Raw genomic sequence first — 24328 nt, 5'->3', positions numbered from 1 at the left:
CTCATTTGGTGCAGAGAGCGAAGAGCGGTTGTCTGTCAGGCAGCGAATGATGGAAGGGATCATGACTTCTTCTCCATCTCGGGCATCGCCATCTGATGCTGGCTATGGTCCATGCCTTCCATCTTGCCCATCTCATCTGCTGCAGGCTTGGTGGCATCGCCGGTTGCTGGCGCTTGCTCCTGATGGATGGTGGTGATGCGGTACTCATCCCCCTCCTGCATCACCTGCAGATGGAGGGTCTGCCCCTCGGCCAGTTGGCTGATGTCGACCCCGTCGGCCACGGTGAACTCCATCTCCATGGCGGGCCACTGCCACTCGGGGATGGGCCGGTGGGAGACCATCAGGGTGCGACTGGCCAGATCGATGCTTTCAACTTCGCCCTGGGTCCACACCTGGGCAGGGCGCACCGCCGTCATGCGCTGGAAGTCCGAATCGATGGCCGATTCGGAGTCGAGCAGAAACTGGGCCGAGCTGACGATGCTGTCCCCCGCTTCGACCCCTGCCTTGATGGCGACCTTGTCGCCAAACTGGGGGCCCAGGGTGACGGCGACCGACTTGAAGCTGCCATCCCCCAGCGCCAACACCAGCCTGTCCTGGCTGCCGGTGCGGATCACCGCTTCGCTCGGTACCACCAACCGGGGTTCGCCCTGCCCGGTGCGAATGCTCACCTTGGCGAACATATTGGGTTTCAGGAACTCGTCCGGGTTGGCGAAGCGCAGCCGCACCTTGAGAGTACGGGTGGCAGCATCCAGGGTCGGGTAGAGGTAATCGACCCGACCCTGCCAGTGGCGGCCGGGGGCGTAGTCGAGGGTCATGGTGACCGGATCGCCCACCTTCAGCTGGGCCGCCTGGCGCTCGAACACCTCGGCACTCACCCACACCTGCTTGAGGGTGCTGATGTTGAAGAGCGCTGCGGCGGGCTCCACATACTGGCCCTCGCGCACCTTCAGCTCGGAGACATAACCGCTGCTGGGGGCATAGATGCGCACCGTCTCCTGCACCTGGCGGCTGCGCTTGAGGGCTGCTATCTGATCTGCCGGCACCTGCAAGGATTTGAGCTTGCCCTCGGCGGCGCGCAGCAGCAGGGGGTTGGCGGTGTTGAGAGCGAGCAGATACTCGTGCTGGGCATTGACCAGATCCGGGGCGTAGAGCTCGTAGATCAGGCTCCCCTTGCTCACCTGCTGCCCCTCGCTCTTGATGGCGAGGGTGCGGATCCAGCCTGCCATGCGGGCGTTGACCGCCTCCAGCCGGTCCTCGTCATAGCCGACGTAGCCCACCGTCTCGATCTGCTGGTGGATGGGCAGTTTCTCCACCTTGGCGAGCCGAACCCCCAGGTTCTGCTGGATCTCGGGGCTGATGGTGACTGTGCCGGGTGAGCCCCCCTGTTTTTCCTCATAGACGGGGATGAAGTCCATCCCCATGTTGTCCTTGGCGGGAGCATCGCGCTTGTCGCGCGGATCCATGGGGTTGACCCAGTAGAGCGGCGTCTTCTCCTTGGCTGCAGTGCCAGTTGTGGTCTGTTTGGCGGCCCAGTAGCCGCCACCGGCGCCGAGGGCTAGCAGCAGGGCGGACATCAACAACGTCTTGTTCATGACAAGCCTCCGGCGCGCGGGAGGCGAAGGGACGGCGGGCACGGCCGCGCATTGGCAGACCGGGTAACGGGGGTGGATGACATGATATCTCTTCTCTTCTGTCAGGCCGCCGGTGTGGTGGTGTGCGATGGCAGGGCATCACCACGAGGCGGCAAACGGGGCGCAGCTGTGTCAGCGCGCACGGCTCCCTGCGCGCGGGCCGGTTTGGCCAGGGCGCAGGGTCAGGCAAGGCGGCAGAAAACGGGCAAGCCTAGGCTTGCTGTTGCCGCGAGAGAAGATCTTTCTAGTGGCGCAGCACCGACAACATCAGGTGTCGGCGCGGCCAGGAGGGAGGGTGGGTGCCGCGGGATCGCAGGAAGGGATCCCGCAACCAGTTGTCCAGCACGCTGCTCGCCGTCCCGAGGGGCAGCAGCAACAGCGGCAGCGCGAGCAGGGTCAGCAGGGCTGCCAGCAGCGGCAGGCCGGGAGTGCCGGTCGAGGTGAGCCCGCCGTGCATCTGGCACTCCTGGCTGGCAGCATCTTGGGCTCCCGCATCCGGGCTTGCCCCGTGGCAGGAGAGCCCCTGCATGGTGCTGTCGCTCATGGCCTGATTGTCGTGAGTCATGGCGGCATTGAGGGCATCCACCCCGTGCCAGCCGATGCAGAGGGTGAGATTGCAGACGAGCATCAGCCCCAGCAACAGCCGGGCAATGCGTTCGATGGGCAATCTCGCTACGAGCATGGGGAAATCCTGACAATGACTGGGGGCACTGTAAACCTTACCTTGAGAGCAAGGTCAAGGTATGTGGGCAACGGGATGGCTGCCGCGTGATCCCGCTCGCGGCTCGGGCCCGGTTGCGAGGTGTTGGCCCGTCTGGCGGATAAAAAAAGCCCCCGCATGGCGGGGGCTGTGACTCACGACTTACGACTTGGGTTGCGCCGTCTTGCTGCCGGCGCGTTCCGAGCGCCGCATGATGAGGCGGAAGAACAGCGGGATGAAGAAGATGGCGATGAAGGTCGCCGCCAGCATGCCGCCGATGACCGGCCAGCCGAGGGCATGGCGGCTCGCCGCCCCGGCCCCGCTGGAGGTGACCAGCGGCACACAGCCGAGGATGAAGGCGAGCGAGGTCATGACGATGGGGCGAAAACGCAGCCGCGCCGCCTCCAGCGCCGACTCGATGAGGCTCATGCCCTCTTCGTGCTTCATCACCGCGAACTCCACGATCAGGATGGCGTTCTTGGCCGCCAGCCCGACGAGGGTCACCAGTCCTATCTGGAAGTAGACGTTGTTGGTCAGACCCACCAGCCAGGTGGCCAGCAGGGCGCCGAACAGGGCGAACGGGACGGCGGTGATCACCGCAAACGGCAGGCTCCAGCGTTCGTACTGGGCCGCCAGGATGAGGAAGATCATCACGATGCCGAAGCCGAACGCGGTGCCCGCACTGCCGGCGGCCGCTTTCTCCTGATAGGCGGAGCCGGTCCACTCCAGCTTGGCGTCGTTGCCGAGGGACTCGTCGGCCACGGCTTCCAGCGCGGCGATGGCCTGGCCGGAGCTGTAGCCCGGCGCCGGCTGCGCCATGATCTTGGCCGCCTGGAAGATGTTGAAGCGCTCCACCAGTTCGGGGCCGGTGGCGTCACGCACCGTCACCAGGCTGCTGAGCGGGATCATTTCCCCCTTGTCGGAGCGCACATAGACGTTGCGGATGTCGCTCTTCTTGGCGCGGTAGTCTGCCTCGGACTGCAACTGCACCCGGTAGGTACGGCCGAACTGGTTGAAGTCGTTGACATAGACCTGGCCGAAGGTGGCCTGCATTGTGTCGAACACGGCGTTGATGGGCAGCCCCAGCGCCTTGGCCTTCTCGCGATCCAGATCGAGATAGACCTGGGGCACGTTGGCGCGGTAGGTGCTGGTCACGCTGGCGAACTCGGGGCGCTGCTTGGCCGCCTCGAGGAAGCGCTGCACCTCGGCCGAGAAGGCCTGGGCATTGCCGGTGCTGCGGTTTTGCAGGTAGGCCTCCAGCCCGCCGGTGGTGGACATGCCGGTGATGGGGGGCGGGTTGAAGGAGGCGACGAAGCCGTCCGCCAGCCCCATCAGGCTCATGCCCTGGAAGGTCTTGGCCAGGGAGAAGGAGTCCTGCCCGGCACCTTGCCGCTCGCTCCAGTCCTTGAGGGTGATGAAGCTGATGCCGCTGTTGCTGATGATGGCGTTGGAGAGGATGTCAAAGCCCGAGAAGGTGATGACGTCCTTCACGTTGGGGTTGGCCATCGCCATCTGGTCGAAGTCGTTCGCCACCGCCTGGGTGCGGGTGAGGGAGGCCGCATCCGGCAGCATGACGGCGGAGAGCAGGTAGCCCTGATCTTCGTTCGGCACCAGCTCGCCCGGCACCTTCATCAGCAGGCCGTAGATGGAGACCAGGATGAAGGCGATGATGGTGAACGCCACCCCGACCCGGCGGTTGAGGAAGGCGACACCGCGCACGTAACGGCGGGTGAGGCCGTCGAAGGCGTTGTTGAACCAGACGAAGAAGCGGGCCGGCTTGTGGTGGCCCTCTTTGAGCAGCACGGCGCAGAGGGCCGGCGACAGGGTCAGTGCCACCAGACCGGAGATGGCCACCGACACCGCCACCGTGATGGCGAACTGCTTGTACATGACCCCGGTCATGCCGCCCATGAAGGCGACCGGCAGGAACACGGCGCACAGTACCAGCACGATGGCGACCACCGGGCCGGAGACCTCCTGCATGGCGAGGATGGCGGCCTCTTTGGGCGAGCACTTCTTCTCCTGCATGATCCGCTCGACGTTCTCCAGCACCACGATGGCGTCATCCACCACGATACCGATGGCGAGCACCATGCCGAACAGGGTCAGCAGGTTGATGGAGAAACCCAGCACCAGCATGCCGGCGAAGGTCCCGATCAGCGACACCGGCACCGCGATACAGGGGATCAGGGTGGCGCGGAAGTTCTGCAGGAACAGGTAGACCACCACGAACACCAGCACGATCGCCTCGAACAGGGTGTGTACCACCTCCTCGATGGAGATCTTCACGAACTCGGTGGTGTCGTAGGGGATCTGGTATTCGATGTCCTGCGGGAAGCGCTCCTTGAGGCGCAGCATGGTGGCGTGCACCTGATCGGCTACCGCCACGGCGTTGGCGCCCGGTTGCAGATAGGTGGCGATACCGATGGCCGGTTTGCCGTTGGCCTTGGCCAGCAGGTCGTAGTCCTTGCCACCGAGCTCTACCCTGGCCACGTCCTTGACCCGGATCTTCGAACCGTCCGGCATGGAGCGGATGATGATGTTCTGGAACTCGCGCACATCCTCCAGCCGTCCCTTGGTCTGCACCGTGTAGGTGAAGTCGATGGGGGCCGTGGTGGGTTGGGCGCCGATCTTGCCGGCCGCGAACTGGGTGTTCTGCTCGCGGATGGCGCCGATCACGTCGCTCGGGGTGAGTTCGAGCTGGGCCAGCCGATCCGGCCTGAGCCAGATGCGCATGGCGTAGTCGGTGCCGCCGAACAGGGTGGTGTCACCGACCCCGGGAATCCGCTTGAGCTCGTCGATGATGTTGAGCAGGGCGTAGTTCGACAGGTAGGTGGTGTCGAAGGTGCCGTTAGGCGATTGCAGGGTGACCACCTGCAGGATCGAGGTCGATTTCTTCTTGACCGTCACCCCCTGCTTCTTCACCTCTTCCGGCAGCTGGGCCATGGCGGCCGAGACCCGGTTGTTGACGTTGATGGTGGCCTGATCCGGATCGGTGCCGATCTCGAAGTAGACGTTGAGGTTCATCTGGCCGTTGGAGGCCGAACCCGACTGCATGTAGAGCATCCGCTCCACGCCGTTGATCTGCTGCTCGAGTGGTGCAGCCACCGTCTGGGAGATCACCTCGGGGGTGGCGCCCGGATAGAAGGCAGTGACCGACACCACCGGCGGGGTGATCTGCGGGTACTGCTCGATGGGGAGCGATCGCATCGCCGCCAACCCGCCCAGCACTATGATGATCGAAATCACGCTGGCGAAGATGGGGCGTTCGATGAAGAACTTGGAAAACATACGAACTCCTTACTTGGCCGCGTTCTGGCCGACCATCTTGGTGGTGATCGCCTTCATCTCTTCGGCAGAGACGGGCTTGACCACGGCGCCGGGACGGGCCTTCATCAGCCCCTCGACGATGTAGCGCTCACCGGGCTCGAGGCCGCTGTCGATCAGCACGCCGCTGTCGACCACGGAACCCAGCTTGACCGGGCGGGGCACCACCTTGTTCTCTTTGTCCACCACCATCACCATGCGGTCGGCCTGGGACTGGACGATGGCGCGCGGCGGCACCAGGATGGCATTTTTGCGGGTGCCCAGATCGATGGTCATGCGCACGAACTGGCCCGGCAGCAGCACGCCGTCCTTGTTGTCGAAGATGGCACGGGCCCGGATGGTGCCGGTCTGTGGGTCGACCCGGCTGTCGGAGAAGTTGAGCTTGCCCGCCTCGGGATAGACGGAGCCGTCTGCCAGCCGGATGTGGGTGCGCCAGTTGGTGGCATCCTTGGCCTCAATCAATCCCTTTTTCACCGAGTTCTCGAAGTTGAGGCGATCCTGCTCCGAGTAGGAGAAGTTGACGTAGAGGGGATCGAACTGGGTGATGGTGGTGAGCAGGCCGTTTTCGCCGCTGGTGGAGATGAGGCTGCCCTCGGACTGGGAGCTCTTGCTCGCCATGCCGTTGATGGGGGCGGTGACCTGGGTGTAGCTGAGGTTGAGTTCGGCCTCTTTCACCTTGGCCTGGGCGGCCTGATGGCTGGCGATGGCCGCCTCGTAGTTGGCGATGGTGTCGTCATAGTCCTTGCGGCTCACCACCTGACGCTTGAACAGCGGGATGATGCGATCCCGGTCGGCGCGGGCCTTGTTGAGGCGGGCCTGCTCCTGGGCCAGGGTGCCCTTGGCCTGCTCCAGCGCCACCTTGTAGGGTTCGGGGTCGATCAGGAACAGCGCCTGACCGGCGGTGACCGGCTGCCCCTCGATGTAGGTGCGCTTGAGCAGGATGCCGCTCACCCGGGAACGCACGTCAATTTCGCGAAAGCCGGCGGTCTCGCCCACCATCTCGGTGGTCATCGGCACGTCGGTCAGCTTGACCTCGGCCACCACCACGGGCACGGGCGGCAGTGCCTGGGCTCCGGTGGCCGGTTCATCACCACAGGCGGTCAGTGCGCTGGCCAGTGCCAGGGCGATACAGCCGCGCTTGAACATCTCTTCCCTGACGTATTGCACCTTCATCATCACACTCCTGTGGGATGGTGCGCGATTGCCGCGCCCAGCCTTTTTCTTCATGAACATGGTTAACTGCATGGTTACAAATTTAACTCATTGGATTACTGACAGTTTTCTAATGATAGAGCACGAATATTGAACCCAGGCTGCTCGACACTGAAAGTTGTCGGTGTCGATCGCGCAGTGGCGGAGGGGGCCGCGACAATTTGTGTCAGTCTGGCAGACCCTGCATCGTGACCTTGCTGGGGAGCAGGAGACCCGGAGGGAATTATAAGAAGGAAAAAGCGGGGGAAGTGGGGGCTTGGTCACAGAGGGGGCTTCAAATGCCCCCTCCGTTGTCGTTATCAGGCGAAGCAGGCCCAGATGGGGGCGTGATCCGAAGGCTTGTCGATGCCGCGCAGCTCGTAGTCGATGCCGGTCTCGGTCACGGTGTCCTTGAGGGCGTCGGAGGCCATGATGAGGTCGATGCGCAGGCCCCGGTTCTCGTCAAAACCCCTGGAGCGGTAGTCAAACCAGGAGAAGCGCTCGTACTCGGTGGGGTTGGCGGCGCGGAAGGTATCGGTCAGGCCGAACCCTTTCAGGCGTTCCATCCATTCGCGCTCGATGGGCAGGAAGGAGCACTTGCCATCCCGCAGCCAGCGCTTGCGATTGGCCTCGCCGATGCCGATGTCGAGATCGGTGGGGGAGATATTCATATCCCCGATCAGCACCAGCTGGTCATCCGGCGTGTGGTTGGTCTCCAGATAGTGCTGCAGATCTTCGTAGAACTTCTGCTTGGCCGGGAACTTGGTCTCGTGATCCTGGCTTTCACCCTGCGGGAAGTAGCCGTTCATCACCTTGATGAGGGAGCCGTCTTCGCGCTCGAAGGTGGCCATGATCATCCGGCGCTGGGCCTCTTCATCGTCGGTGGGGAAGCCTTTCTCCACCTTGACCGGCTTCTGCTTGCTCATGATGGCCACCCCGTAGTGGGCCTTCTGGCCGTGAAACGCCACGTGATAGCCCATGGCCTCCACGTCGGCCAGCGGGAAGGCCTCGTCGTGTACCTTGATCTCCTGCAGGCCGATCACATCCGGCTGATGCTTGTCGATGATGGCTTGCAGCTGGTGCAGGCGGGCGCGCAGGCCATTGATATTGAAAGAGATGATCTTCATGTCCGGGATGCTCATGTCATTTTTATAAGTGGCTATTGGACTAGGAATCCGCCGTGGATGCAAGTGAAGGCGAGGGGCCACATCCGGGGCGGGCCGCCCGCCGCAGCGGGTTCAGCGGGTCATCTTCTTGACAAACACCACCACAAACAGCGCCAGCGTGAAGCTGCCGGTGAAGGCCTCGAAGGCGGCGAAGAGGCGCGAGAGGCCGATGGGGGTGAAGTCGCCATAACCCAGGGTGGTGAAGGTCACCACGCTGTAGTAGAGGCACTCCAGCAGGAAGATGGCGTTCTGCTCAAAAGGGGCGCCGGGCCGGTAGATGAGGTGGTTGCCGTTGAAGCTCAGGCCAAAGAAGAAGTAGAAGATGCTGCAGATGAAGATGAGCAGCAGGGAGAAGAGCACCACCCGCATGGGGGCCTCGCCGTAGCCGCAGAACAGATCGACGATCCAGGAGGTGAAGCGCTGGGTCGACCAGAACGGCAGCTGCAGCCGGCGCATGGTCAGCTCCTGCTGGATGTAGCGGCCGGACATGGTGAAGATGCCTTGCGCCTCCGAGGCCTTGCGCAGATCGCGATAGGTCTCTTCGGCCTCCTTCAGCCAGATGCGGGCCTGCACCGGGTCGCGCTCCTTGCGGCCGCGCCGCTCCTGCATCAGCCGCTTGCCGGTATCCAGGTTGTCGAGGCGAGTGTTGTGCCAGCGAATGCCGAGCAGGTTGACGTCGTCGAGGGTGGCGCAGTGCAGGTTCGCTTCGCTGAGATCCGCCTTCATCAGGCTGCCGCCCTTGATGCGAATGCCGTAGAGGTGGGCCCCCTGCAGATTGGCACGGTAGAGGTTGCACTGCTCCAGCAGGAACCCCTGCGGGGCCCCTTTTTTCACCAGATTGAGGCCCGCCAGATTGGCGCGGGCCAGCTGCAGGCCGTGACACAGCCCGCCCTGCTGGATGTAGTGTTCCAGCTCGCGGGCGGTGTGGGGATCCTGATGATTGGCGTGGGGATCGTGCCAGCGGCACAGATCATGGTCCCCCGCCTCTTCGCTGCAGTGGCGACCGTCCGCCACCAGATATCGACACATGGCCATCGCCACTCTCCTCCCTTTGCCGAGTCAGTATCAGCATAGGCGAGCGTGCCCTGGTCAGCTGAGCTGGGTAAACTCCTGACGCAGCTTGCGAAAACGATCCTGCTGGGCCGGATTGAGGGGGATGCCGTCCAGCACCTCCAGGGTCTCCTTGCACTCGGCGCCAAACTCCGGACTCTTGCGGTTTTTCTGCATCAGCTGCAGCAGCACCTGGATCTTGTTGAGGGCGGCGCCGGTATTGGCCGGGGCCCGGCGCAGCGCCTCGCGAAAGTGGCCGAGGGCCTGCTCCAGCTCGCCGCTCTGATAGGCCTTGATGCCCAGCTCGTTGAGCTGCTGGTAGCGCTGGCGACGCTCGAGCACCGTTTTGTCGTCGCGGGTGGCCTGGATGCAGGTGGTGAGCAGCCGATCCTCGTCTTCGGCCAGCAGCGCCTGCAAACTCTCGGCATATTCGAACTCGCCGAGCTGATAGAGGGCGAGGATGGTCTCGCCCAGCAGGCTGGGGGGCATGGTGGCCGGCTGATCGAGCCAGTTCTGGTTGGCGCGGTAGAGCATCTTCTTGCCCTTGAGTAGCTCCCCCAGCGCGATCTGCACCCGGGCCTGGCAGATCTGCTCGAACACCGGGTAGTTGAACTCCGACATCATCAGCGAATCGCGGATGCGCGACAGGGCCGAGTTGACCTGCTTTTGCAGGTTGGCGATGTGGTAGATGTCGTTGCTGTTGAGGGCGTAGAGGGTCAGCGACTGGATATAGGCCCCCAGGTAGTGGGGGGTGCGATGGATGGAGTTGCGCGACAGGTCGATAAGCGACAGCAGCACGTCCTTGGCCTGGGCGTAGTCGTGGCGCAGCAGGCACACCTCCGCCAGCCGGCGGGAGAGCTGGACCGACTGGGGCGAGATGTCGACCGCTCGCTTGAGCTCCTGCTGGGCCTGTTCGTCATTGCCGAGCGCGAGCTGGGACTCTGCCAGCCAGAGGTGGGCCTCCACCATCAGCGGGGTGTTCTTGAGGGTGGCCTGCAGGTGGCTCACCGCCTCTTCGTTCAGCCCCAGGGTGTGGCACGCCTTGCCGAGGGTGAGCCGGGCCCAGCTGTTCTCCTGGCCGGCCAGCAGCTGGCGCATCAGGCTGCGGGCCTCCTTGGCCTGGCCCAGCTTGAGCTGGGTGTCGGCCTGCAGACAACGGCAGAAGTTGGCAAAGCGCGGCACCGCGTCGGCCCGCTCGGCGCAGGCGGCGAGCAGGGTGGGCAGATCCTCTTTGGCAAGGGCGCTGAACACGCTCTCCAGAGCCTGACGGCGGGCGAGGGCGCGTTTGAGGCGAAACGAAAACTGCTCCTGAGAGAAGGGCTTCATCAGGTATTCGTCGGGTTCGGCCTCCAGCGCGCTCAGCACCATGGCGCGGGAGCTGTCGCCGCTCACCATGATCACCACGCTCTGGGGCGGAATGAGCTTCTGATCCCGCAGGCTCTCCAGCAGCTGGCGCCCGTTCTCGCCGACCCCCAGCTCGTAATCGAGCAGGTAGATGTCAAAGGTCTCTTTCTGGCAGCGCCGCCTCGCCTCTTCGGCCGAGTTGGCATAGGTGATGCGGCTGATGCCGATGTTGATCAGCATCGCCTTCATCATCACCTGAAAGGAGCGCTGTTCGTTGACCAGCAGGATGCGCTTCGGTTTGGGTGGGGCTTTTTTCTCTGGCTCGGATTCCGGTGTCTGCATCTGTCTGGTCAGGGCGCTACGGGCGGATAACAGAAGTGTGCCACCAAAGCGCGCAGACAGGCAATTGAACATGGGGCGCCGCCGCGGTTTTTCCGCCAAGCCCCGCCATTCATGGCTTCTGCCAGACCAAATAGGGGGTGAACTGGGGGAGGGTAGGTGGCGAACGCCTGCCTGACCTGAACGATGAAGCCGCCCATCGACCGGCGCTGAGCTCGCCCTTTCGGGCGGTTTTTTTCGGGGTGGGGATTGTGCGCTCAGGTGTCTTTTGATACCACTGAATGCTTTCCCCTGCGGATCAGCTGCCATTGCGCGACAAGGAGTTCCCATGCGCCTGCCCCCCTTTCCTCCGCTGGTCTGGATCGTGATCCTGGGTACCTTCATGGTGCGCACCAGTTTCTTCATGGTCTGGCCCTTTCTCTCGATCCTGCTCTACCGGGAGTATGATCTCTCGGCGTCCGGCATCGGGATGCTGCTGGGCGGCGCGGCCGTGCTCTCCTGCCTCATCGGCTTCTACGTCGGCTGGCTCTCCGACCGGCTCGGCCGGCGCACCATACTGCTGCTCGGCTGCGCCCTGTCGTGCGGCGCCTACCTGCTGCTCGGGTTTGGCCACTCCCTCTGGCTCATCGCCCTCGGGGTGTTTGGATCGGGTCTCTCCTACGCCTTCATCGACACGCCGGGCAAGGCGCTGATGGGGGATCTGCTGCCCGAGAAGGCGCAGCGGGAGCTGGCTCAGCACCTGCGCTACTTCCTGCTCAATGTGGGGGCGGGGGTGGGGCCCCTCATCGGCGTCATGGTGGGGCTGGGTGCGCGCCAGGAGACTTTCGTGGTGACGGCCGCCAGCTATGGCCTGCTCGGCATCGCCTTCCTGCTCGGTTTTCGCCGCGAGTGCGTTGGCCGGCCGGATGCGGGCCTCACCCTGGGGGCCATGCTCAGGGTGGTGGGGCGGGATCGGGCCTTCATGCTGTTTATCCTCGCCAACCTGCTGATGATGCTGGTCTACGCCCAGGTGGAGTCGCCGCTGATCCAGTACCTGACCCGTGCCGGCGCCCCCGAGGTGGAGACCCTGGTGGCCCTGCTGGTGGCCACCAATGCGCTGACCATCATCACCCTGCAGTTTCCGCTGCTGCACCTGACCCGGCGCTGGCGGGTGAGCCTGCGGCTGCAGTTCTCCATCCTGCTGATGGCGTCCGCCCAGGTGCTGTTCGCCCTGTCGAGTCCGGCCCTGCTGTGGCCCTGGCTGGTGGCGGTGTTCTTGCTGAGCGTGGGGGAGGCGGTGCTGTTCCCGCTCTTCAACGTGCTGATCGACGAGATGGCGCCGGCCCATCTCAAGGGGAGCTACTTCGGGGCCAGCGCGCTGGCCGGGCTCGGCTGGGCGCTCTCGCCCCTGGTGGGGGGCTGGCTGTTGCAGGTGTGGGGCGGCCCGGCCCTGTTCGCCGTGATGACCGCGATTTGCGTGCTGGTGTTTCTTCTCTACGGGGCGGGCAACCGGGTGGCGCGCCCGTCCGCCGACTCGGCCGGCTGTGGGGAGTAGTCTGAAAGCATCCGCTCGGTGGTCACTGGCCTGATGCCAAGCCACCGGTGGCCCCGGCGCATTCCCATCGACTAACACAGACGTGAAGACAAGGAGGCCCCGCAGTGCGGGGCCTCTTTTTATGACGGCTGGTTTATGGCGGCTAATTTACGGCTGTTTGGCCACCAGATAGGGGGCGAACTGGGGGGTATGGCTGGCGGCGAAGCCCTGCTCGGTCTTGACGATGAGATAGACCGCGAGACCGTGCGCCTTGGCAAAGGCCATCGCCTGCTCCGGTCCCATCACCATGAGGGCGGTGTCGAGGGCGTCGGCCTCGAGCGCGGTCGGGGTGATGACGCTGGCGGAGACCAGCTTGTGGCTGATGGGCTGGCCGGTGGCGGGGTCGATGATGTGGGAGTAGCGCTTGCCGTCGAGCTCGTAGTAGTTGCGATAGCTGCCGGCGGTGCTGAGGGCCATGCCGTTGGGGATCACCACGTCCGAGAAGGCGCCGGGCTGGTCGGACGGCTCGACGATGGCCACCCGCCAGGGCTTGCCCTTGGCGTTGTTGCCCTTGCTGCGCACGGCGCCGGCCACCTCGATGAGGTAGTTGTGTACCCCTTTTTGCTCCAGCAGGACGGCAATCTCGTCAGAGGCTGCCCCTTCACCCAGGGTGGAGAGATCGAGGTAGAGGTCGGGGATGCGCTTGCCAAGCAGGAAGTGATCTCCCTCGGGCACCAATGTCAGCCGGTCGATGCCCACCTTGTGGCGGGCGCTGGCAATCTGCTCGGCGCTGGGCCGTTTGACGGGCCGCTTGTCCGGCCCGAATCCCCACAGGTTGACCAGCGGGCCCACGGTGACGTCGAGCTTGCCTGCGGTGAGATGGCCGGCGTCGATGCCCTGCTGCACGATGTTGGCCATGGTGGCGGGAATGGCCATGGGGGGTTGGCCGCTGCCCTGATTGAAGCGGGAGATGAGGGAGTTCGGGTCGTAGGTGGAGATCTCGTGATTCATGCGTACCAGCAGGGCATCGACCTCTTGCTGCAGCGCCGGCTCACCGCCCGGGAAAGGGTCGCTCAGGGTCACCGCGTAAAAGGTACCCATGGTCTTGCCCTGAATGCGGGTCTGGGTCGGGGCCGGCTGACAGGCGGTCAGCATCAGCAGCAGGGTCAACAACAGGCCACGGTGGGCCGGGCGAGCAAGAAGCGACATGACGGATCTCTTTGGCTGAAACGGATGGCACTGGAGGCAAGCGTGCCGGGGTCGCCAGCTTAGCCAAGGGGACGGCGGCGGGCGAGTCGCGGCCGGACAAAAGTGCGGGGGATAATTAAACAAAGAGTGGTTAGTGGGTGGCGCGGCCGGTTCGTCCAGACAAAAAATGGGGGCAATCTGGTGACCTGACCCGCAGCTTTGCGCTAAAGACATAGCCGAATGACGACAGTTGAGTAGAATAAGGTCGATTTTGACAGCATGTTTGCCAGCCATGGTGCGAGCCCGCAGGCAATTGTGTTGCCATCTATTGCCAATCAAAGGAGAGGATGATGAAAAAGGCGATTACCCTGCTGTTTCTGAGCACCCTGGCGGCCCCGGCTCTGGCCGATGAGTGCGCGTTGGTCATCGAAGGCAATGATGCCATGCAGTACAACCTCAAGGAGATGAGCGTCCCGGCCACCTGCAAAGAGGTCACCGTGACCCTGAACCATACCGGCAAGATGCCGGTGACCGCCATGGGCCACAACTGGGCGCTGGCCAACACCGCCGACTATCAGGCTGTGGCCACCGCGGGCATGAGCGCCGGTGCCGACAACAACTACCTGCCCAAGGATGACCCGCGCGTGCTGGCCCACACCAAACTGGTGGGCGGCGGCGAGAGCACCAGCGTTACCTTCAAGACCGACGGCCTGGCCGGCAAAGATCTCACCTTCTTCTGCTCCTTCCCCGGCCACTTCGCCATGATGAAGGGCACCTTCAAGGTCGGCTAAGCACAGCTTGTCACCCAAAAGCCGGGCACTGCCCGGCTTTTTTGTGCCCGCTTGCGGCGTGAGTTGGATGTCTGTGATGGCGCTATGGCGCGCTGTTTTATGATCCGGCGCCGGGTGAGCGGGGGAGTGAGAGGGTAAAATAGTCGCCTTTCGGGCCTGCTGGGCCCGCTCGAGAGGAAGCAAGGTCGTCATGAAAGCCATGAAATGGGTGATCAGCAGTTGCCTGCTGCTGGTGTGCGCCATTGCGCTGGCGGCGGAGCCGCCGGTCAAGAAGAGCAAAAACGGTATCTGCCATCCCCAGGGCGGCACCTATTACAGCCGCACCAAGCACTACACCCCCTACGACTCCATGCAGGCCTGTCTCGACAGCGGCGGACGGGCGCCCAAACGCTGATTACTACACCGAGATATCAAATCCAAAGTGTGAAATCGGCCAAGTCAAAACATCGGATGTTTTTAGTTGTGCATTTGGCTGACTCAGTCTTTAACCATTCAAAGGCTGCTTTTTTATGTCCTTGTCCTTCTATCAAAATAATGACATTAGGTTCAGGCGCCTTATAGGCACTTTGTAGGAAGAAAGGGAACTTACGGTCAACAGAGCCAGATACCTGTTGTTGGTGGGGCTCAATTCGAGTGAGGCCATATAGAGGATGGTTAATTACAAAAGCGCTAATGGCTTTAAGACCGTATAAATCTTCATAAGGAACACGGCATTTGAATGTTTTTGGCGCAGACATTTTACTGTCTTCAACATACTGAAATTCAATAAGAATTTCTCTTATTTTGGTTTGTAGTTGTTGATTGCTTTTTTCTTCTTCCGAGGTCAGTTCTGGTGGCGCCTCGAATCCTTCAAGAGTGTATTGCATAGGGCCTCTCATTACATGAAAGCAATGAGACCCATACTACCCTCCAATATTGATGACATTCAATATTGGAGGGTGTTTTTTGAGCATGGCTAATATAGGAAAGTTTCTTCAAATAATGGGCTGCAGGGTAAAGAAGGCGATGGCGCTCTTCTTCTGGCAGTCGAAGTGGATGCTCTGCTCGCCGCTGATCAGCAGGGTTTCGCTGACCGCCATGGGGTGGCCCGCCGCCGTGAGCTGGCCGCTCAACAGGTAACAGAGATAGGTCTTGTCCGCTTCCAGGGTGAGGGTGAGCGGGAAGGGCAGGTTGAGCACCCGCACGTTGGCGCTGAGGCGGGCCGGATCATAGATGAGCCCCAGATCCGTCACCTCTTTTTTCAGCAGTTCGCAGTGGGTGTCGTCATCCCCGCTGAAGTGGGCCGCCTCGAAGGTGGCGTAGGGGTGGCCGTTGAGCACGAAGCCGGCCCCGCTGATGGGCAGCAGGATGCGCTGATAGCCGGGAAATTTCGAGAAGGGGCCGGCCCCCTTGATGGGCGCCGAGCTCAGCCGGTAGGCAAAATCGAGCTTGTCGAGGCTGGTGCCGGCAGGGGAGATAAGGATCTGGGCTGTGGTGCCCTGCTTGTTTTTCCAGGGCATCTTCAGCTGGTCGGACTCTTTTATCAGGGTGATCAATGGCGCCTCGGCAGGTGGTGAGCGGGGTGAATCATGTGGCCCAGTGATACCACCCAGCCCGCCGCTTCACAAGGTTGCCGCCGTCCCCGGCCATCTGCTTGCCCACTATTTCGCCGACGCCACCCGCTTCGACCCTACTTGTCCCCTGCCGCGCCGTCATCCCTGTATGAAATGCCGCCACTTGGGCAAGACGGGCAAGGGCAAAGCCTCAGGCTGTGATCCCGGCGCTGTTAAAGCGGCGGCGGCTCGCTACACTGGCTGCTCTGTTGCCCAAGGAGGCCCCATGACTCACAAGATCATTCTGGATACCGATCCCGGTATCGATGACGCCATGGCAATTCTGTTTGCCGAAGCCCATCCCGCCATCGAGCTGCTCGCTATCACCACCGTATTTGGCAACGCCACCATCGAGAACGGTACCCGCAACGCCCTCTGGCTCAAGCAGCAATACGGCATGAAGGCGGACGTGGCGCAGGGGGCGGCCGCGCCGCTGCGGCGCGAGCCGGTGGGCCCGACGACCGTAGTGCACGGGCCGAGCGGGTTTGGGGACGTGACGGCGGGGGAGGTGACCCTGGCGCCGGATCCCCGGCCGGCCTGGCAGTATATCGTCGAGGCGGTGAAGGCCGCGCCCGGCGAGATCACCCTGGTCACCATAGGTCCGCTCACCAACCTGGCGCTGGCGCTGCAAGAGGCCCCCGAGATCACCGGCCTGGTGAAGCAGGTGGTGGTGATGGGGGGCGCGTTTGGCGTCAACGGTCATCGCGGCAACGTGACTCCCTATGCCGAGGCCAATATCCACGACGATCCGGATGCCGCCGACCGGGTATTCACCGCCGATTGGCCGGTGGTGATCATCGGGCTGGACGTGACCCAGCAGAGCTTCTTCAGCAGCGCCTATCTGGATGCGCTGCGCGACGACGCGGGCGAACCGGGGCGTTTCCTGTGGGATGTCAGCCGCTTCTACCTGCGCTTCTACTCGGAGCGGATCGGGCTCGACGGCTGCCACGTGCACGATCCGTCCGCCATCGCCTACGTGATCGATCCAACCCTGTTCACCTTGCGCGAGGGGCCGGTGCGGGTCATCAACGAGGGGCCTGCCATCGGTCACACCCTGCAGAAATTTGACGGCAAGTCTCACCCCCACGACGGCTGGGCCGATTACCGTGCCCAGCAGGTCGGGGTGGCGGTGCGGGATCAGGCGCTGCTGGCGCTCTATCGGGAGACGCTGGTGGCCTGGGGTCGCAGCCGCTAGGGGGCTCGGCGAGCAGGGTGCCTTGCGGCCGGGCTTGAGGCGCGGCTGTGATCCGCACCAAACAATCGGGGGTCAGTTGCGGCTTATACTGTCCGCAACCGTGTGAAGAAGGAGAAACAGGATGGCCTGGTTGTCGTTGCTGGTGGCGATCGCCCTCATCTGGTGGTTGATGAAGCTGGGGCGTGGCGCCCTGTTCGAGATCCGGCTTGCGCCAGGCAAGGTGCAGGTCAAGCGGGGCAAGGTGTCGCCGGCGTTCATCGAGCATGCCAGGCAGATCCTGCGCCACGAGACGGTGCGTGGGCGCATCCTGGGTCAGCGCGATGGCGATGGGGTCAAGCTGGTCTTCTCCCGCTCCATCCCCGAGCCGGTGGCCCAGCGCTTTCGCAATATTTTCCCCTATGGCGATTATCGGCTGGGGGCGGTGCCGCTCTCCGGCTCCAAACCGCGCAAGGGGTGAGTCGTCACTCACATAGCAAACGGGCCTCCACTGGAGGCCCGTTTCGTTATGGTCGGCGCGAGTTATTGGTGCAGGGCGCGCTGGGCCTTGACCGTCTCCGGCTTGATGGCGACCCCTTCATTGCCCCAGGAGGCGCGCAGGGTGTTGACCAGCTCGGCGATCTGCTGATCGTTGAGGGTCCAGCCATAACCCGGCATGTGGTAGCCGATGTTGCCCTGGGTGACCGGGGTCTCGGCACCGTGCAGCAGCACGTTGAGCAGGCTGCTCGGGTCCTCGGCCAGCACGGTCTGGTTGCCCACCAGCGAGGGGATCACGTGGTCATTGCCCTGACCGTTGACCCCGTGGCAGGTGGAGCAGTACATGGCGTAGTCCGCCTTGCCACCGGCGCTGGCGTAGGCCCGGTTGCCCTTGCTGACTGCCGCGTCGTCGCCGAGTTCGGTCAGGTAGGTGGCGATGCTGGCCAGATCGGCGTCGCTGAAGTACTGGCTGCTGTGCGTGATCACTTCCGCCATGGGGCCGCTGACGGCCTGATGCTGGCTGCGTCCGGTTTTCAGCAGATCGATCAGCGCCTGCTTGTCGTAGCGGGTGCCACGAATGTTGGGGGCATACCAGCCACCCAGGGTGGCGCCGCTCAGATAGAGAGGATCTGCCTCGGTCAGGGCTTTTTCCTGCATGCCGAGCCCGCGCGGGGTGTGGCAGCTGCCGCAGTGGCCCGCTCCCTGCACCAGATAAGCGCCGCGATTCCACTCCTCGCTCTTGCCGGCCACCGGGGTAAAGCGACTGTCATCGTGATAGACCCAGTTCCAGCCGTTGAGCGGCCAGCGCATGTTGAGCGGCCAGGGGATGTCGCTCTCCTTGTTGGCAACTGCCTGCGGTTGCACATCCTGCATCAGGTAGTGGTAGAGGGCGGTGAGATCCTCATCGCTCATCTTGGCGTAGGCGGTGTAGGGCATGGCCGGGTAGAGGGGATCGCCGCTGCGGGTGATCCCTTCGCGCATCACCTTGATGAACTCGGGCAGGCTGTAGTTGCCGATGCCGTGGGTCTTGTCGGGGGTGATGTTGGTGGCAAACACGGTGCCGATGGGGGTGGGAAAGCCCTTGCCGCCGGCGAGCGGCTTGCTCGCCTCGCTGGTGTGGCAGGCGGCGCAGTCACCCAGCTTGGCCACGTATTCGCCGGCCGACATGGCAGGCGTGGCCTGCAGGGTGAAGGCGGGCAGGGCCAGCAGCACGGCGCTGGCTGTCAGGGTCAGGGAACGGATCATTTGGCACCTCCCTTGTGCATGGCAACCAGCTCGTTGACGGCGCGCCAGGCCTGATCGATGGCGGAGTGGGCGTAGGGGCTCCAGTCCGAGTCGGAGTTGGCGATGGTGATGTTGCCGACCGGCTGGCGGCCCAGCTCGATCCACTTGTCGCACTGCTCTTCGTCATCGAACAGGGTGTTGGTGATGTAGGAGTAGCCGTGGGACCAGCGGTTGACCGTGATGGCGAGGATATCCTGCTCATGGTTGAAACCGGCGCCGCCCAGCATCCCCTGCAACTGTTCGCGGATCATCTGCTCGTGCTGCTCGAACGGCATGCCGAGGATCATGGCGCGCCCCTTGCGGGACTGCTCGCGGGCCGAGAGGCCGCTGCCCGGCAGGGTCGGCACGTAGACCATGTGCAGGCACATGGGCTGATCCGGGTTCTTGGGATGCTCGTAGCCGCCAAGGTTGACCGGGTAGTCGAGCTTGACCCGGCTGTAGGGGGCGGCCGGGGAGTAGACCTCGTGCACCCCCAGCTTGACGAAGGATTGCCAGTTCTTGATCACCACCTTGGTGTAGACCAGCGGTGCCTTGACGTTCTGGCGCAGCGCCTCCTTCTGGGGCTCCGCCATCTCGGGCACCATGTAGGGGATCATCATGTTGTAGCCGGCCATGATGGACTGCCTGGCCCGCACCCGGTGCAGTTTCCCCTCCTTGATGTAGGTGACGTCCACTCCCTGTTTGCCATCTTTGAGCGGTACGTTTTTGGCCTGCAGCGCCGTGCTGCCGAGGCGCAACTGCACCTTGTGCTCGGGCAGGTCGAGCTTGCTGTAGTCAAACTTGGCCAGCACCACGTCCTGCATGGTGTGGCCGGGGGCCACCTGCGGGATGAGCTTGCGCACCATCAAACGGGTCAGGCCGGCGTTGCCGTCCGGGAAGTGGAAGATGTAGGGATCGTCCAGCTCCGCCTGCTCCTCGGCATCGAGCGGGGTCAGGTTCATGCCACCGAAACCGGGCAGGGCGCACAGGCGAGCATCGGCGCAGGCGGTGGCGTCGATGCCGACCGCCTGGAAGTCGTTGGTGCGTTGCTGGAAGTAGGTGATGGCCCGCTCGCTCAGGCCCACCTTGTCGCGCAGGAAGCTGGTGTAGCTGTTGCGGGTCATCCAGAGGTCTTTTTCCGCCTGGGTCATGCCGCTCAGGTAGTCGGTCTTCTCCTCGTGCAGCGCCAGCAGGGCTGCCTTGTCGCTCTCATCGAGCGGGAAGTCGCCGATAAACTGTGCCAGCGGCCGGCCGTTCAGGCGATCGCGCGGGATGTCGTCGGCCACGTTGTGGCCCGGGTCACCGCTCACCACCTTGTTGACGCCAAAGTGCTTCTCATCGAAGTAGACGCCGCGGCTCAGCCCCAGATCCGGGTAGAAGGTCTGCTGGAAGCCTTTGGCCAGCTCGTCGATGTTGACCTCCAGTGCCTTGAGCAGCCCCAGCGCCACCGGGCTGTAGACAGAGCGCGGCGATTGCAGGGATTCGCTGCCGCCGTAACCCAGCCGCAGGCCGTCCGGGGTGGTGAACTCGTTGCGCTTGGCATGGCCGCCGAAGTCGTCGTGGTTGTCGAGCAGCAGGATCTTTTTGTCCGCGCCGAGCAGTTGCTGATAGAAGCAGGCGGCCGCCAGACCGCTGATGCCGGCGCCGACGATCACCAGGTCGTATTCGCCCTCGAGGGGAATGTTGGCGAAGTCATACTGTTTGCCGTCGCGGGCGATGCTGTGGGCCGGTTCGAAGGAGCCCGGGTGGTTGCCGCGCAGCCCGGTGAGGGCGGGCGGGTAGACCAGCGTTTTTTCAGCCAGCGCCGTGCCGCCTTCGGCCGCTTGCAGCAGCCTGATGGGGGCAACCCCGGCCGCAATGGTGATGGCGACGCCGTTGAGAAAGTCTCTGCGTGTGATGCTCATGGCAATCCCTGTGTATGAAGAGTCGAATGGAAAATGGGATAGGGTTGAATTCGTGACTGGCGAGTAACGAAGGGGCGCAACCTACCGCCATATCCGGATGGAGTCCATGGATTTGATAATAACTTATTAAACAAAATGATGGGCCCTGTGATCGGCGAGGTCATATGAGATGTATGCGGTGTGCATGTTTGTGGGTAAAGCCGCACCAACCTCATGGAATTAATTGAAATTTAATTTGATTAATTATGGTTAATTTCGAGTCCCCTTATTGGTCGGTCATGAGCGACCAAATGTGCACGGATTTCAGCCCGGGATTTCGCCGGATAGCCACAAAGGGGTGCCATTTATCCTTGTTAAGTAAATGGTTAAATGTCGGGGTGTCTGTTTAATAAACAGATGCAGGATGAAATAGCACCAATTGGCGATGAAAGGGGGTCGAGGCGGTTTTGATAATTTTCATGACGTCAAGCCATTAACATGCAACACACAGAAATCGCAATCAACACACAAGTGAAAGATTAATTTTTCATGTTGTTCACATCCCCCCCGCGTGAAATAGAATGCTGCGTTTTTTTTACAACTTTAGCCTTGCGAAGATGAGGACATAGCATGAGACCTTTTGATGTAAAGAGGGGCTTGGGCGCTTTGCTATTGCTCGCGACTGCCGGCTTGCTGAGCGGCTGCGACATGGCTCTGATGAGCCCCAAGGGGCAAGTTGGTCTGGAGCAGAAGTCACTGATATTGACCGCACTCGGCTTGATGCTGATTGTGGTGGTGCCGGTGATCGTGATGGCGGTGGCGTTCGCTTACAAATACCGAGCGTCCAACACCAGCGCCACCTATGCACCGGACTGGGCCCACTCCAACAAGATTGAAGCGGTCGTCTGGACCGTACCCGTCATCATTGTCGCCATCCTGGCGGTGATCACCTGGAAAACCTCCCATTCTCTGGATCCCTACAAACCGTTGGAATCCGAGGTGAAACCGATCCAGGTCGATGTCATCTCCCTTGACTGGAAATGGTTGTTTGTCTATCCGGAGCTGGGCATCGCCTCGGTCAACGAGCTGGCATTCCCGGTCAATACCCCGGTCAATTTCCGGGTGACGTCCGACACCGTGATGAACTCCTTCTTCATTCCCCAGCTGGGCGGCCAGATCTACGCCATGGCGGGCATGCAGACCAAGTTGCACCTGATTGCCAACGAGGCAGGCCAGTACAAGGGCATCTCGGGTGGCTACAGCGGTGCCGGCTTCTCCGGTATGAAGTTCAACGCCATCGCGACGCAGGATCAAGCCGGTTTCGACGCCTGGGTCGCCAAGGTGAAGGCCTCTTCCAAGGCGCTCAATACCATGGATGAGTTCAATACTCTGGCCAAAAAGAGCGAAAACCACCCGGTGGAGTATTTCGCCAGCGCCGATCCCAAGCTGTTCGTCAACATCATCAACAAGTTTATGGGCGACATGAAGCACGGCGAGCACGCCGCCATGCAACACGGCGAAAAGCAGGCCGCGATGTCCCATTACGAGCCCATGAGCCACGAGGGGATGGAGCATGACGCCTCCATGAACCACGCAGGCATGGAGCACGGCGACGCCATGCACCATGAGGCCCAGGGCGAGCAGATGGACCACGCCGGCCACATGCCGGCCGACAAGACTGTGAAAGCGGGTACTAACTGATGTTTGGAAAATTAACACTCGACGCTGTTCCGTACCATGAGCCGATTATCATGGTCACGATAGTCGGTATCATTCTGGGGGGCCTGGCTATCGCCGGTCTCATCACCTATTTCGGCAAGTGGCAATATCTGTGGAAAGAGTGGCTGACTTCGGTTGACCACAAGCGCCTCGGTATCATGTATCTCATCCTCGGCATGGTCATGCTGCTGCGCGGCTTCGCCGATGCGGTGATGATGCGTGGCCAGCAGGTCATGGCCTCAGCCGGTGGCGAAGGCTACCTGAATGCCCATCACTACGACCAGATCTTCACCGCCCACGGCGTCATCATGATCTTCTTCGTGGCCATGCCGCTGGTGATCGGTCTGATGAACATAGTCGTGCCGCTGCAGATCGGTGCCCGTGACGTCGCCTTCCCCTTCCTGAACAACCTGAGCTTCTGGTTTACCGCCGCGGCCGTGGTGCTGATCAACGTCTCCCTCGGGGTCGGTGAATTCGCCCAGACCGGCTGGCTGGCCTATCCACCCCTGTCGGGACTGGAGTTCAGTCCGGGAGTCGGGGTCGATTACTGGATCTGGAGTCTGCAGATCTCGGGCCTTGGGACCCTGCTGACTGGTGTCAACTTCTTTGCCACCATCATCCGGATGCGTGCCCCAGGCATGACCATGATGCGTCTGCCGGTGTTCACCTGGACCGCCCTGTGCGCCAACGTGCTGATCATCGCCTCCTTCCCGATCCTGACCGTCACCATCGCCCTGCTCACCGCAGACCGTTATCTGGGTACCCATTTCTTTACCAATGACATGGGTGGCAACATGATGATGTACATCAACCTGATCTGGGCCTGGGGTCACCCCGAGGTGTACATCCTGGTACTGCCGGTATTCGGGATCTTCTCCGAAGTGGTGGCGACCTTCTGCAAGAAGAAGCTGTTCGGTTACACCTCGCTGGTGTGGGCGACCATCGCCATTACCGTGCTCTCCTTCATTGTCTGGCTGCACCACTTCTTTACCATGGGGTCGGGCGCCAACGTGAATGCCTTCTTCGGCATCACCACCATGATCATCTCCATCCCGACCGGGGTGAAGATCTTCAACTGGCTGTTCACCATGTACCGCGGTCGCATCGAGTTCACCTCGCCCATGCTGTGGACCGTCGGTTTCATCATCACCTTCACCGTGGGTGGCATGACCGGGGTACTGCTCTCCGTGCCGGCCGCCAACTTCGTGCTGCACAATAGCCTGTTCCTGATCGCCCACTTCCACAACGTCATCATCGGCGGCGTGGTGTTCGGTTGCTTTGCCGGTATCACTTACTGGTTCCCGAAAGCGTTCGGCTTCAAGCTGGATGACGTCTGGGGCAAGCGCGCTTTCTGGTGCTGGATCACCGGCTTCTTCGTGGCCTTCATGCCGCTCTACGTGCTGGGCTTCATGGGCATGACCCGTCGCGTCAGTCAGAACATCGATCCCGAGTTCCACGGTTGGCTGGTGGTTGCCGCCTGTGGCGCCGGCCTCATCGCCCTCGGCGTGCTGTGCCAGGTGATCCAGATCGTGGTCAGCATTCGTGACCGCGAGAAGAACCGCGACCTGACCGGCGATCCCTGGGGCGGTCGTACCCTGGAGTGGGCGACTTCCTCGCCGCCGCCGTTCTACAACTTCGCCATCGAGCCGAAGATCAAGGGGCTGGATGCGTTCTGGGAAGCCAAGCAAGACGGTAGCGCCTACCGCAAGCCGGCCCAGTATGCCCCCATCCACATGCCGAAGAACTCCGGTGCCGGTGTGATCATCGCCGCCTTCAGCGTGGTGTTCGGCTTTGCCATGATCTGGCACATCTGGTGGATGGCCATCGCCGGCTTCGTCGGCATGATCGCCACCTGGATCATCCACAGCTTCAACGATGACGTGGACTACTACGTCCAGATCGACGAGATCGAGCGCATTGAGGCAGCGCATTTTGCCAACATCGACAAGGTAGCGTAACGCC

Annotated in this window: 19 protein-coding genes; 7 read left to right on the top strand and 12 right to left on the bottom strand. The window is 62.4% G+C overall.

The window, feature by feature from the left end; genetic code table 11:
* Positions 1 to 59: 59 nt before the first annotated feature.
* The 7 genes from R2E40_RS15655 to R2E40_RS15625 form a co-directional block, all read right to left on the bottom strand.
* Positions 60 to 1592, bottom strand: a complete 1533-nt coding sequence (locus R2E40_RS15655; protein ID WP_318163840.1) for an efflux RND transporter periplasmic adaptor subunit — start codon at positions 1590 to 1592, stop codon at positions 60 to 62.
* A gap of 283 nt (positions 1593 to 1875) precedes the next feature.
* Positions 1876 to 2313 (bottom strand): hypothetical protein, encoded by a 438-nt coding sequence (locus R2E40_RS15650; RefSeq protein WP_318163839.1) that lies wholly within the window; start codon positions 2311 to 2313, stop codon positions 1876 to 1878.
* A 180-nt stretch (positions 2314 to 2493) separates the two neighbouring features.
* A complete protein-coding gene (locus tag R2E40_RS15645; protein ID WP_318163838.1) occupies positions 2494 to 5622 on the bottom strand; it encodes a multidrug efflux RND transporter permease subunit in 3129 nt (1042 codons plus the stop codon).
* A gap of 9 nt (positions 5623 to 5631) precedes the next feature.
* A complete protein-coding gene (locus R2E40_RS15640) occupies positions 5632 to 6831 on the bottom strand; it encodes an efflux RND transporter periplasmic adaptor subunit (RefSeq protein ID WP_011706757.1) in 1200 nt (399 codons plus the stop codon).
* 338 nt (positions 6832 to 7169) lie between these two features.
* Positions 7170 to 7976: an exodeoxyribonuclease III gene (gene xthA, locus R2E40_RS15635; RefSeq protein ID WP_318163837.1), complete on the bottom strand. Its 807-nt coding sequence runs from the start codon at positions 7974 to 7976 to the stop codon at positions 7170 to 7172.
* A 111-nt stretch (positions 7977 to 8087) separates the two neighbouring features.
* Positions 8088 to 9050, bottom strand: coding sequence for an ion channel (locus R2E40_RS15630; RefSeq protein WP_017410694.1), 963 nt, complete (start codon positions 9048 to 9050; stop codon positions 8088 to 8090).
* 54 nt (positions 9051 to 9104) lie between these two features.
* On the bottom strand, positions 9105 to 10751 hold the full coding sequence (locus R2E40_RS15625) for a tetratricopeptide repeat-containing response regulator (protein WP_024945060.1): 1647 nt from the start codon (positions 10749 to 10751) through the stop codon (positions 9105 to 9107).
* Between the two features lie 325 nt (positions 10752 to 11076).
* Here R2E40_RS15625 and R2E40_RS15620 point away from each other — a divergent pair, with 325 nt between their 5' ends.
* Complete coding sequence (locus tag R2E40_RS15620; protein WP_318163836.1) at positions 11077 to 12282, top strand: MFS transporter; 1206 nt, start codon at positions 11077 to 11079, stop codon at positions 12280 to 12282.
* A gap of 147 nt (positions 12283 to 12429) precedes the next feature.
* Here the strand turns inward: R2E40_RS15620 and R2E40_RS15615 are convergent, their stop codons facing one another.
* Positions 12430 to 13470, bottom strand: a complete 1041-nt coding sequence (locus tag R2E40_RS15615; RefSeq protein ID WP_318163835.1) for an FAD:protein FMN transferase — start codon at positions 13468 to 13470, stop codon at positions 12430 to 12432.
* Positions 13471 to 13799: 329 nt separating this feature from the next.
* Between R2E40_RS15615 and azu the strand changes: the two genes are divergently transcribed.
* Together azu and R2E40_RS15605 are read left to right on the top strand one after the other, a co-directional pair.
* Entirely contained in the window at positions 13800 to 14240 is a 441-nt protein-coding gene (azu, locus tag R2E40_RS15610) for an azurin (protein WP_016351438.1), read from the top strand.
* 190 nt (positions 14241 to 14430) lie between these two features.
* Positions 14431 to 14634 carry a hypothetical protein gene (locus R2E40_RS15605; protein ID WP_016351437.1) on the top strand — a complete coding sequence of 68 codons (204 nt, stop codon included), beginning with the start codon at positions 14431 to 14433 and terminating at the stop codon, positions 14632 to 14634.
* A gap of 16 nt (positions 14635 to 14650) precedes the next feature.
* On the opposite strand, the gene R2E40_RS15600 is transcribed toward R2E40_RS15605, so the two are convergent.
* Together R2E40_RS15600 and R2E40_RS15595 are read right to left on the bottom strand one after the other, a co-directional pair.
* Complete coding sequence (locus tag R2E40_RS15600; protein WP_124252374.1) at positions 14651 to 15106, bottom strand: PD-(D/E)XK nuclease superfamily protein; 456 nt, start codon at positions 15104 to 15106, stop codon at positions 14651 to 14653.
* Positions 15107 to 15214: 108 nt separating this feature from the next.
* Positions 15215 to 15775, bottom strand: a complete 561-nt coding sequence (locus R2E40_RS15595; protein WP_318163834.1) for a HutD family protein — start codon at positions 15773 to 15775, stop codon at positions 15215 to 15217.
* Between the two features lie 283 nt (positions 15776 to 16058).
* Here R2E40_RS15595 and R2E40_RS15590 point away from each other — a divergent pair, with 283 nt between their 5' ends.
* On the top strand, positions 16059 to 17027 hold the full coding sequence (locus R2E40_RS15590; RefSeq protein WP_016351435.1) for a nucleoside hydrolase: 969 nt from the start codon (positions 16059 to 16061) through the stop codon (positions 17025 to 17027).
* A 121-nt stretch (positions 17028 to 17148) separates the two neighbouring features.
* Positions 17149 to 17484 carry a DUF3634 family protein gene (locus R2E40_RS15585; RefSeq protein ID WP_017780689.1) on the top strand — a complete coding sequence of 112 codons (336 nt, stop codon included), beginning with the start codon at positions 17149 to 17151 and terminating at the stop codon, positions 17482 to 17484.
* Between the two features lie 62 nt (positions 17485 to 17546).
* Here R2E40_RS15585 and R2E40_RS15580 read toward each other — a convergent pair whose 3' ends face one another.
* Both R2E40_RS15580 and R2E40_RS15575 read right to left on the bottom strand, forming a co-directional pair.
* Positions 17547 to 18746, bottom strand: a complete 1200-nt coding sequence (locus R2E40_RS15580; protein ID WP_318163833.1) for a cytochrome c — start codon at positions 18744 to 18746, stop codon at positions 17547 to 17549.
* On the bottom strand, positions 18743 to 20668 hold the full coding sequence (locus R2E40_RS15575) for an FAD/NAD(P)-binding protein (RefSeq protein WP_318163832.1): 1926 nt from the start codon (positions 20666 to 20668) through the stop codon (positions 18743 to 18745). The genes R2E40_RS15580 and R2E40_RS15575 overlap by 4 nt, the downstream gene beginning before the upstream one ends.
* A 636-nt stretch (positions 20669 to 21304) precedes the next feature.
* On the opposite strand from R2E40_RS15575, the gene cyoA reads away from it, so the two are divergent.
* Positions 21305 to 22348 carry a cytochrome o ubiquinol oxidase subunit II gene (gene cyoA / locus R2E40_RS15570; protein WP_412055131.1) on the top strand — a complete coding sequence of 348 codons (1044 nt, stop codon included), beginning with the start codon at positions 21305 to 21307 and terminating at the stop codon, positions 22346 to 22348.
* Positions 22348 to 24324: a cytochrome o ubiquinol oxidase subunit I gene (cyoB, locus tag R2E40_RS15565; protein ID WP_318163830.1), complete on the top strand. Its 1977-nt coding sequence runs from the start codon at positions 22348 to 22350 to the stop codon at positions 24322 to 24324. The genes cyoA and cyoB overlap by 1 nt, the downstream gene beginning before the upstream one ends.
* Positions 24325 to 24328 lie beyond the last annotated feature (4 nt).

The sequence above is a fragment of the Aeromonas sp. CD genome (genome assembly GCF_033349375.1).
Lineage (GTDB): Bacteria > Pseudomonadota > Gammaproteobacteria > Enterobacterales > Aeromonadaceae > Aeromonas > Aeromonas hydrophila.
Note: the sequence above shows the minus strand (reverse complement) of the source record. Positions and strands in the feature narration are given on the sequence as shown.